Annotated in this window: 8 protein-coding genes; 1 reads left to right on the forward strand and 7 read right to left on the reverse strand. The window is 61.1% G+C overall.

All coding sequences use genetic code 11. The annotated features are described in order from the left end of the window. The first annotated feature begins 340 nt into the window (after positions 1-340). On the forward strand, positions 341-1681 hold the full coding sequence (locus ABIZ35_RS00005; protein ID WP_348217817.1) for a PAS domain S-box protein: 1341 nt from the start codon (positions 341-343) through the stop codon (positions 1679-1681). Positions 1682-1892: 211 nt separating this feature from the next. Here ABIZ35_RS00005 and ABIZ35_RS00010 read toward each other — a convergent pair whose 3' ends face one another. The 7 genes from ABIZ35_RS00010 to ABIZ35_RS00040 form a co-directional block, all read right to left on the reverse strand. Then, the gene (locus ABIZ35_RS00010) at positions 1893-2606 is read right to left on the reverse strand and encodes a hypothetical protein (RefSeq protein WP_348217818.1); all 714 of its coding nucleotides are present in this window, start codon (positions 2604-2606) and stop codon (positions 1893-1895) included. Positions 2607-2751: 145 nt separating this feature from the next. Beyond that, a complete protein-coding gene (locus ABIZ35_RS00015) occupies positions 2752-3360 on the reverse strand; it encodes a hypothetical protein (RefSeq protein WP_348217819.1) in 609 nt (202 codons plus the stop codon). Between the two features lie 313 nt (positions 3361-3673). Beyond that, entirely contained in the window at positions 3674-4990 is a 1317-nt protein-coding gene (locus ABIZ35_RS00020) for a Fic family protein (RefSeq protein ID WP_348217820.1), read from the reverse strand. Between the two features lie 127 nt (positions 4991-5117). Further along, a complete protein-coding gene (locus tag ABIZ35_RS00025) occupies positions 5118-5738 on the reverse strand; it encodes a hypothetical protein (RefSeq protein ID WP_348217821.1) in 621 nt (206 codons plus the stop codon). A 247-nt stretch (positions 5739-5985) separates the two neighbouring features. Beyond that, positions 5986-6255, reverse strand: a complete 270-nt coding sequence (locus ABIZ35_RS00030) for a hypothetical protein (protein WP_348217822.1) — start codon at positions 6253-6255, stop codon at positions 5986-5988. A gap of 198 nt (positions 6256-6453) precedes the next feature. Next, positions 6454-6801 (reverse strand): hypothetical protein, encoded by a 348-nt coding sequence (locus ABIZ35_RS00035; protein WP_348217823.1) that lies wholly within the window; start codon positions 6799-6801, stop codon positions 6454-6456. Continuing rightward, on the reverse strand, positions 6786-9299 hold the full coding sequence (locus ABIZ35_RS00040) for a phage/plasmid primase, P4 family (RefSeq protein ID WP_348217824.1): 2514 nt from the start codon (positions 9297-9299) through the stop codon (positions 6786-6788). Before ABIZ35_RS00040 ends, ABIZ35_RS00035 begins: the two co-directional genes overlap by 16 nt. Positions 9300-9544 lie beyond the last annotated feature (245 nt).

Consider the following 9544-nt stretch of genomic DNA (forward strand, 5'->3'; position numbering starts at 1 on the left):
CTGGGGGACCGGAAAAATGCCTCTATCCGAAATCGGGTCCCCCAGAATTGGGGCGGAGGGGCCTCTTTCCGAAACCTCACGCCAAGAGCGATGTCGTCCATAATGACTAGCACCCACTTCCCACTGCGAAGCAGCTCGCAGGGAAGCAGCTCACAGGGAAGGGGGGAAGCGCGCTAAAGCGCCGGGGGGTTAGGCAGCCCCATCGCCCAAAATATCAATACGGGTCAATTACGCCAAATGCTGGTATAAACAGTATGGATCTCCCGGTCCAGCCGGGCCGGGGGATCCCCATTTTTCCGGCGGACGAATGCAGAGATAACAGAGGGTCGAAGACAGCCCCATGCCCGACGATGAAAACAATTCCCGAGAGACCGCCCCGCCGTCGCTCGCTCAGAACGAACGCCGGTACCAGACGCTGTTTGAAACGATGGCGCAGGGCGTCGTTTGGCAGGATACGGAAGGGAATATCACATCGGCGAACGCCGCCGCTGAGCGGATCCTGGGGCTCACTCTGGACCAAATGCGCAATCGCCCGGCGGCGCTGAGCGAAACGCTCCATCCCCTGCGCGACAACGGCTCCGAGTACACATTAGAAGACCGCCCCACGGTCAAGGCGCTTCGTACCGGCCAGCCCGTGCCGGGCGCGATCCTCGGATTCTTTCGAACGGACCTGGGAGAAATGCGCTGGCTAAGTGTGGACGCCATTCCGGAGATCGACCCGGCCAACAACGCGATTCTAGGCGCTTACACCATCTTCGAGGACATCACCGACCGCCGCCACGCTCAGCACGAAGCGGCGGAGGCCAGCCGCCGGGTCACCACCATTCTGGAGAACGTCACCGACGCCTTCTTCGCGCTGGATCACGAGTTCCACTACATTTACGTCAACCAGCGCGGCGAACAGCTGACGGGCCAGACACGTGAGGAACTGCTCGGACGCCGGGTGTGGGACGTTTATCCAGACCTGATCGGAACCGAGTTCTACCACCAATACCACCGGGTCATGGACGGCGGCGGCCCCGCCACCTTTGAGGCGTTTTACGCCGGGTCTCAAAACTGGTTCCGCGCCCACGCCTACGGCACGCCCGATGGGCTCGCCGTTTATCTGCGCAACATCACCCATGAACGACACGCGGAAGAAGAGCGCCTGTCCGCCGAACAGCGCCAGCGCGAGTTCATGCGCGATGTGCTCGCGAGCGTCACGGCCGGAAAGCTATGTCTGTGTTTCGACGACGCCGATCTCCCAAGCGATCCCCCGGGCGCGGACAGCATTCCGCTCACCCTCACCGAAGGTCTGCGCGCCCTGCGCCGCCGCGCCGAGGAGGCCGCCTGCGCCGAAGGCTTCGACCCCAATCGCACCTATGACCTGATCACCGCCGCCAGCGAAGCCGGCATGAACGCCGTCGTCCACGCCGGCGGAGGCGCGGCATACGTCCGTGTTCTTCCAAACCACGTCGTGCAAATCTGGATCATCGACGAAGGCCCCGGCATCTCCATCGAAAACCTGCCCCGCGCCACTCTCGAAAAAGGCTACACCACCGCCGGAACCCTCGGACACGGCATGAAAATGATGCTCCGCGCCGTCGACCGCGTCTACCTCCGAACCACCTCCAACGGCGCCACCGTCGTCCTCGAACAAAGCCCCCACCCCAGCGACAGCGTCCTGCTGAGCGACTGGTGAACGGGGCAGATTCGGCCCCCCTGCCCCCCAATCCTGGGGGAGGATTCTGGCATCACCCTGGCCCCCAAAGGGGTAAAAGCTCATCGTCGCCCCCGTAACAAAGATTTGCCACGCCATCAGTGTTATGGTCTATACCCCTTGTGGGGTCGGGGGCGTCTTCTCCTCCACCAGGATTGGGGGGCAGGGGCCGAACCTGAACACGTGCGCAGCCTCACGGCTCTGGAAACACTCCGAGCGGCCGCCAGCGGCGGCCGCGCCAGCGTTTCCTGCGTCGGCGCTGACTGCTCGCGATACTCCAAAAGACGCTCTGGAGCGAAAGCACAAACAACGCCGCCGGAATGTAGATAATCCCGCCCGAGAGATAATCTGCCATGGCGAAGATCATTCGCGAACGCGACGTCTTGGGCAGGCGCTTCAGCGCGCCGTGGCTGGGGTGAAAGGGGAACTCGTGGAGATAATCGCGCGGGGGACCCTGTGTGTCCAGCGCCCAAACGCCCGTCGAATTCCCTTCATCGTCGGACCTACAAAGGATGTCCCGCCGCCCGTCGCCGTTCACATCCAGAAAGCCGAAATAAACCGGATGCCGTCCTCCAAGATAGGCGACGGCCACATCGCCCCGATAGAAGGTGCAGCCCGCGCCGGCGCGACGCCCATGGAAGAAGTCGTATTGCAGTCGATCGGCGGGAATCCCGACGCGCCTCGGATCGATCCAATGCGTATCCGGAGCGTCGTCAGGCGTCTCGATGAAACGAAATTGGAACCATGGATCGACCGCTCCGATCAAGTATCCGCCGAGAAATGAAAACAAAAGCAGACCGGCGTTCAAAGACAGACAAAGGAGCCGGATGTACTTCCAAAAACGCCGGCGACGGCGCAGGCCGATCCCATCCCCCGAACTGTCCCCAGATAGTCCAGCGCCGCTCATATGTTCCCCTTCCCCCACTTCACCCATTCGGTACCTAGGGAGAAAGAACGCGCTGCGGACGTGTGAGTTTCGCGAGTCGAAAAAACAGCCCGCGTTTCTTTCGAAACGCAGGCCGCTTGAGTGAACAAATCCGAAGCTCCTAATTTTACTGCACGGCGATGCTGTAGCTCAGCTCGCCGGAGTAGCTGCCGCCGCCGGTGATCGCCCCGTAGTCCGTCAAGTGGCGCGTGACTGTGACCGAGCCGCCGGGCGCCACGAGGACGGTGGAGACATGGGCCGCCGTCTTGCTGCCGCTCACGGTCTGCTGGGCAATTCCGCGCCCGGTGTAGTAAGTCGTGACGGGGGCGTCGCCCAGGCCGTTGTCGGCATTGGTGGTGCGCGTGACGCCGTACTGCGCGCCGCTGGCCGCGTATGAGTATTCGGTGATCGTGACGGTGACCGGCGCGGGGTCGTGCGCCAGATCGCCGTTGTTCGGAACCCACGCAATGGTCCCGGTGTAGTTGACGCTGCCCGTCAGACTGCCGCCGCCGCCGCCCGCGCCGATATCGAAACTCATCGAGCTTGCCGTATACGCCGGGCTGAGCGGCCCGCCGCCGCCGCTCCCCACCGGATTGTACGTAAACCCGCCTGTGGGCGCGCCCGTTAGGCCCCAATGACCCGCATAAGCCGGCTGAGAAATCAACAGAGGCGCCGCCGCGAAAATAACAGCGCCAAGAACAAATGACCGACCGCCCAGCATTTTGCCAACGTTCATACCAGTCACCTCATAAGCGTATTTTGCGAGCCACGACATCGTAAGCCAGCGCCCGCGCCCTATTATGACATTTAAGTATACGTATACGCTACCCATGATACAATTATTTTCAACGTTCTACTTCTGATAAATCGTACAAAAAACGAGCGCCCGCGATCCGCTCTCCCAAGAGAGCACGCGACATTTTTCGGGAATCCTGGTATAAATCCTCTGGATCCTTCAGCCCTGAAAAGCTGAGGGATCTCTTTCGAAATTCTCCCAGGGCAATTTTCATTTCACTTTGTGATAAAGTGAAATGAAACTCAAATGAAATTTACGCCGTCGTCCCTAGTTTCGCCTCCAGATCCTTGGCGGGCGTGAAATAAGTGGTCTTACCGCGCTGCGTTCTTACCAAAAAGCCACGGTCCGACAGATCGACCAGATCGGCGCGCGCTGGATTATAAGAGATATCGTGACTGAGGCGATGGCCTTCAGTCGTATACAAAAATCCCGGATGCCGAAGCGCGTGCGTGAGAAGCGCACGCTGTCGGTGGTTGAACGATCCGGCGGCGCGCATCAAGCTTTCCACAGCCTTGAGTTTTGCGCTCTTTTTCTGGATGTATGCGTCGAGCGCATCAAGCGCGCTCCGAAGAACACCGATTTGGTGAAGGATGAAGTAGGTCAGATCGTTGTCGTCCGTCTCTGTATAAAGAAATGCTTTCCCGTACTTCGCCGGCGCTTTGAGAAGAATATCGGAGATCGAGATAAACTCGAAGACCCAGAACCCGTGGCGCAGCATGGACCAGTAAAAGAGCGAACGGGCGGTGCGGCCATTGCCATCGACAAAGGGATGGTCGTAGGCCAGCCAAAAGTGGAGAATGATCGCTCGGATCGCGGGATGCACGAAATGCATCGGCGTTTGCCCATTTGCGAAATCGCACATTTGGACCAGACGCTCCGGCAGTTCCAGTGCGGGCGGCGGAAGATGGACTATCGCTCCCTGATCGTCCTCCACCTGAACGTCCTCACTGTCCGTACGAAATCGACCGGCGGCCGTCGGGTCGTCCAGCGTATCGCGCGTCACCAGGCGATGAAGCTCAAAGACGAGTTCCGGAGTGAGGGCCTCATCTTTCAAAGCTCCAATCCTGCGCATCGTTTGAAAGTTGTTCAGGATCATTCGCTCGCTGCGGTCACGCGGCGAGCGCCCACTGTGGATCATCTCCTTCGCCACGAGACGCGTGGTGGTTGCGCCCTCCAGCTGACTGGATGTGATGGCTTCTTCGATCAGCGACGACATATAGTACTGATTGCGCGTCTCCGGGTTCATGATTTGCAGCGGCGCGCCCACTTTGCCTCCGGCGGCCAGGTCAATCAAATGCAGCTGTTCCGGGATCGGGTCGGTAATCAGATACTGGAAAGGCTTGCCCCAAGCATCTCGCAGCGGCGTTTCCTGGTACAGACGGGACCTCCCCAGTTTCAGGCCCAGCCACCACTCTTCCCGCGTCAAGCCGGCTGGAGGCTGACGGCAGATGATTTCGTCCCAATGCAGATATCGAGGCTTGGAAGAGCTTGTCGGGAATGAACTGAAGACCGGCAGTAGCCGGTCCGGCGGCGTTTTCGTTAAAATGTCCTGCCATCGGGGAGGACGCATGGGCATTTTCATGGAGAGATACGAGCCTTTTCAAACGGCGGCGACTACGATAATATACCTGACGACACCGTGAAAATGCGCAGTTTCATTTCACTTTGCGATAAAGTGAAATGAAACTCAAATGTCTTTATTTCCGATTACGCTTGGGAGGAACCGGGGTCTGAAGGCGCCGGGCGCCGGTAATTCGAGTGCGGGGGTCCGTGAGAAAGGGGACACCGAGCAAGTGTGCCGCGTACTCGGCATACTCGGCGGTTCGAAACCGTCCCGGCTGACCGGGGATTACCGGGTAGGGCGGCGCTCCGAGGCGGATGCCCATCGTATCCTGGGCGCCCGGCTTGCGCCGCAGAAATACCCGCTGCGTCGTCTCGTGGATATAGACGCCGGAAAACTCATCCATCGATCCCGTGACTACCGTCTTTGGTCCGGGCCAGTAGGTTCGTTTCTCGTATGTTCTGCGACGCAAATCGACCGTCATCTCCTCCATCGCCATCATGCGCGCAAGAAGGTAAACGCACATCCACCCAAACAACATCATCCCGCAAGCCATCCTCAGCGTGGCCGTGTCCGCCCGGCCATTTGGGGAAGAAAGCGGCAGGACAAGCAACTGGCCGAGGAACAGCAGAACGGCGGCAATGCCGGCATAGGTCGCAATCCGCGTAGCGCGCGGTGGACGGATGACCACTGTGCTGTCATTCGGTTTGGTGATCCAGGAGCCCAACAATGCGAGCGAGCGTATCTCTTGAGGCATTTCTTTTGTCTTCCATCAAAACGGAGCGGAGGCAACTGGTATTATCGGCTCCAGGTGGGCGTGGGATCTGGTAGGTAAACCGACCCATCAACGTCGATCACGGGTACGCGGAACAGCAGAGCCATCTCCTCGGCATAGGCGTAGGCGTACATCCGCCGCTCAGACGACGAACGCCAGCAAAAAGACTTCGCGAGAATGCTTCGACACGATTTCGCCTCCGGAGTCAGAAAATAGTTCTGCTTCAGAATTATTCACGACGCGCAGGGGTATTTCCTGCCGATGCAGGGCGACAGCGAGCCGTCGCCGCCCGCGCGGCCACCAGCGCCCGGTGCGCGGTGCCCTGTCCGACATCGGCCTGGCGCATGATCTGTTTGATGGACGGCCATTCGCCGCCGTGCTCCTGATGGTATTCGTCGATCCACAGCCGCGCCTTCTCCGTACGCGTCCACCGGCGCAGCGTGCGCGCGTCGTAGATGGTGACTTCGGCCGCAGTGATCGTTCCGGGCGGGTTCTGCATGGTTTTCTCCTTTAGTGTTCAAAGAGCCTCCATAAGAACCCGGGTATGAAACCCGGGCCTTGGGAGCCTTCGGCTAATCGTCCGTTCCGGACGAAAGAATTGATTGTCGATTGCCGGCATTTGCGTCCGGCACGCGGGTACCCTTTGGGTGGCTAGTCGCGAAGCGACTCCCAAGGCCCGGCTTTTATAGCCGGGTTCTTACCGACGGTGCGCAGCTTCGCACCCAAGTCCAAGGAGCGCCCCCGCTGCAAACGGATCCGATGGATCGCTATACCCCTCCGGTAAATCGCAAAGAGCTCGAAACTTTGCAATCTTTGCGTCTCTTGTCTGATCGCATGCGGCGTACGCCGCCGCGAGCGCCGTGCGGCAGCGGGCGATGCGGGTGATCTCGGCCCGGTGGTCGTCGATGGCGGCGCGCAGCTTGGGGTTGATCGCCGATGTGTTGCCCGAAACGGCGAGCGCGCCGTCGACGATCCCCAGTTCGATCTCCCGATCCGCCAGCGCCCGCAGGGCTTGCGCCAGCGTCGGCTTCAGATTTTCTCCCATTGCTTTGCTTCCTCATGATTGGTAAGGCTTTTTTGAAAAGTAGACATTGTAGACAAAGTAGACAAAGAGTCCCGGGTTGTTTCGGGAGAAAAAAGATTCGTCCGAGAATCATGGGGTTTCGAGTCTACATTGTCTACAATGTCTACGATCGACTCCATGCCTTCCTGGCGCATTCCAATGCCGATCCAACCGCGAGAATGGGCCGCGCCGACGTTCTTGACTGGGATGATCGCATGCGATTCTTGCAGCCTTCGTCCAAAGGTCTGCTTGCCGATCGGGCGCTCGGCGTTTTCTTCGCACCATTGTAAATAGGAAGTGTAAAGCGCGGCGCCGGTGATTTGGAGCGTCGGAAGGATCACGCAGCGCTCCTCTAAGAATGCTTGCAGGACGTCCATTTCGCCCCGGTAATCGTCTGTCGCGGCGACCACGGCGGCGGGGTCGCCCAGACCACGCTCGCGCCACTCCTGGCAGCCGCGCACGGCCCAGGCGAGGATGCCGGGCAGTTCAGTGAGGAGCTTGTCAGGCAGACGTCCGTCGCGCTCGCATTCGGGAATGGTCTCAGTGAAGGGGATCATCTTGATCCGGCGCCAGACGCCATGGTCCGCGCCCCGGATCTGCGGCTTGTGGTTGGCGGCGAACCAAATCTTGAACGCCGGCGTGAACTCGAAGTATTCTTGATGCAAAAATCGTGCTCGGATACGGTCCCCACCCGTCAGTTGTTTGACCAAGCCTTCGGCGACGCGCTTGCCGTCGTCCACTTCCGTGGTCGCCACCAAACGCATTCCGATCAATCCCGCGATCTCGTTGTTCGGGCCGCCGCCGCTGCGGTCTTTCGCGATCAGCATGTCCGGCGCCGCCTGCATCCCGTACTCCCCCAGCAGGGCGAGCAGGGTCGAAATCAAGGTACTCTTGCCATTGGCGCCCGAGCCATGTAAGAAGAATAAGCACTGAGCGCCGGTGTCGCCTGTGAGAGAATATCCGGCGGCGCGCTGGACAAACGCGCGCACGTCAGCGTCCGGCAAGACGCGCGTGAGAAAGGCGTCCCACAGCGGGCACTTGGCCTCGGCGGCGTAGGGCGCCGGGATCTGTTTAGTGATCAGATCGTCTCGGCGATGCGGCCCCAGAGCCCCCGTTCTGAGGTCCAGAGTCCCATTGGCGGCGCAGATGCGCCAGCGGTCCGTGTCCAGCTCGTCGACACCCACGGGGACACCTGGTTCGGACTGCGCGAGATTGATCATCGCTTCGATCCGCCCGCGCGATTCGGAACGGCGCGCGAACGCCGCACACTCCTTGCGCTGCGCGTCACTCCCGATCGCCGCCGCCTCGGTGTAGAGCGTGCGCACGACATCCTTCGCCCGCTGCTTGATCTGCTCGCTTTCATCGCGACGCCAGCAGCGCCCATCCCAGATCAGCCACGACAGCCACCGATGGCAGTAGCGCAGGTCGGGGCCATGACGTGCGATCAGCCGCTCGGCGTTGCCCAGATCCGTGAACGGAAACGCCTCCAGCCCCGCCGGCGTCTCGGCGCCTGCCACGGACCGCGTCTTCTTCGGCTTCTCGCCAAATCCCAGCCGCCCCAGCGCCCGCGCCGCCGCCGCAAAGTCGCCCCCATGCTCCAGCGTCGCATACACCCCCATCGGCGTATAGGATTTCTCCGATTCGAACGGCGCCGCATTCGAAGAAAAGACATAAAACAGCCGCGAATTTGCATAGTTCGATGTTGCCGAGATCCCCACGCCGACTTTGCCCGGGCGCCGCCACAGCCCCAGCGTCCCGCGCTCCCCGGCATGCGTCCACCCATGCCGCGCCAGCACCTCGCCAAAGTCGCCGCGCCGGTTGTAATCCTCGCCCGGACGCAGCCCCGCGCCGCGTTTCGGCGCCACGGAACCGATCATCCGTTCGATATTAATAAATTCATTCAGGATCCGCGCCATCGACAGCAGCCCGGCGCGCTCACGCGCCGTCACCTCGGGAATGGCGCAAAGATCCCCCTGGGTGACGACATAGGGCAGCCCCGACGCATGGCACAGCCTCGGCGATCCCGGCGCGACCACATACCCGCCCTCCCCGCGTGTTTCGATCTTCACCTTCCCCGCCGCCGTCCGCGCCAGCTTCTGATTGCCCTCGATTCCGTCCGGACATCGATAATACAGATGCCGCCCGCCCGACGGCGTTTCCACCCAAACCAGCCGCTCCGCCACGCCGATCAGCCCATGCGCCTCGCACAGCTCCCGCCACTCATCCCACGCCTTCGGCTCGTCAAAGTCCAGAACCTCCAGCCGCCCGGACACCACGCCGCAGACAATCGCGATCCCGCGCGCCCCACGCGTCCCAAACCACTCCCCCAGCCGCCGCGCGCCCGCCGGCGCCCGCTGATACTCGTCCCACGACCCCGTCGCCGGCGCCTTGCTCCCATCCGTCCGTATCGGGATCACCGACAGCCCCGTCGCCGCATAACGCGTCGCCAGCATCAAAATATCGTCCCGCAATCCCGTCATGGGTGGTCCTTTTGTGGTGAAAGTTAGTGGAGGCCGCCTAACCCCCCACGCTTTAGCGCGTTTCCCCCCTTCCCTGCAAGCTGCTTCGCAGTGGGAAGTGGGTGCTGATAACTTGGGACGACATGGCTCTTGACACTGGGTATCGGCCCCTCCGCCCCATCCTGGAGGACAAGAAATGTCTGCGATAACACTCTGCTCCCCAGGATGGGGACGGGGGCCGAAACCTCACGTCAAGAGCCATGTCG

The organism is Capsulimonas sp., assembly GCF_039929585.1.
Classification (GTDB): domain Bacteria; phylum Armatimonadota; class Armatimonadia; order Armatimonadales; family Capsulimonadaceae; genus Capsulimonas.